Below are 288 nucleotides of genomic sequence, written 5' to 3' on the forward strand. Positions count from 1 at the left end.
GCGCATGTCCTTACCTTCCAACCACGGCCGCAAAAGTTTCTCCGAGCGCGGGTCCGCCGCCACCAAGCGGTCACGTGTGGCCCGGTCGATCACAAAGGCAGCGTTGAGGCCCGTCTTGATGCCGTAGAGGGGCGCGCCGTACACTTCCTGAAGCGTTGGGTGGTTTCCCATGATCTTCGCACGAAGCTCGCGCAAGGCCGTTGACTCCAACTCCCACGAGCCCTCACCGAGCGCGCCCTGGGGATAGGGTAAGGCGCCCGCGTCGAAGGCACCACCGAACTCCGTATC

General features: G+C 64.2%; 1 pseudogene. It reads right to left on the reverse strand.

From position 1 onward, the window contains the following. Positions 1-288 (reverse strand): annotated as a pseudogene (locus tag CH341_RS32215) (Eco57I restriction-modification methylase domain-containing protein); the annotation flags it as partial.

It is taken from the genome of Rhodoplanes roseus, from assembly GCF_003258865.1.
GTDB lineage: Bacteria > Pseudomonadota > Alphaproteobacteria > Rhizobiales > Xanthobacteraceae > Rhodoplanes > Rhodoplanes roseus.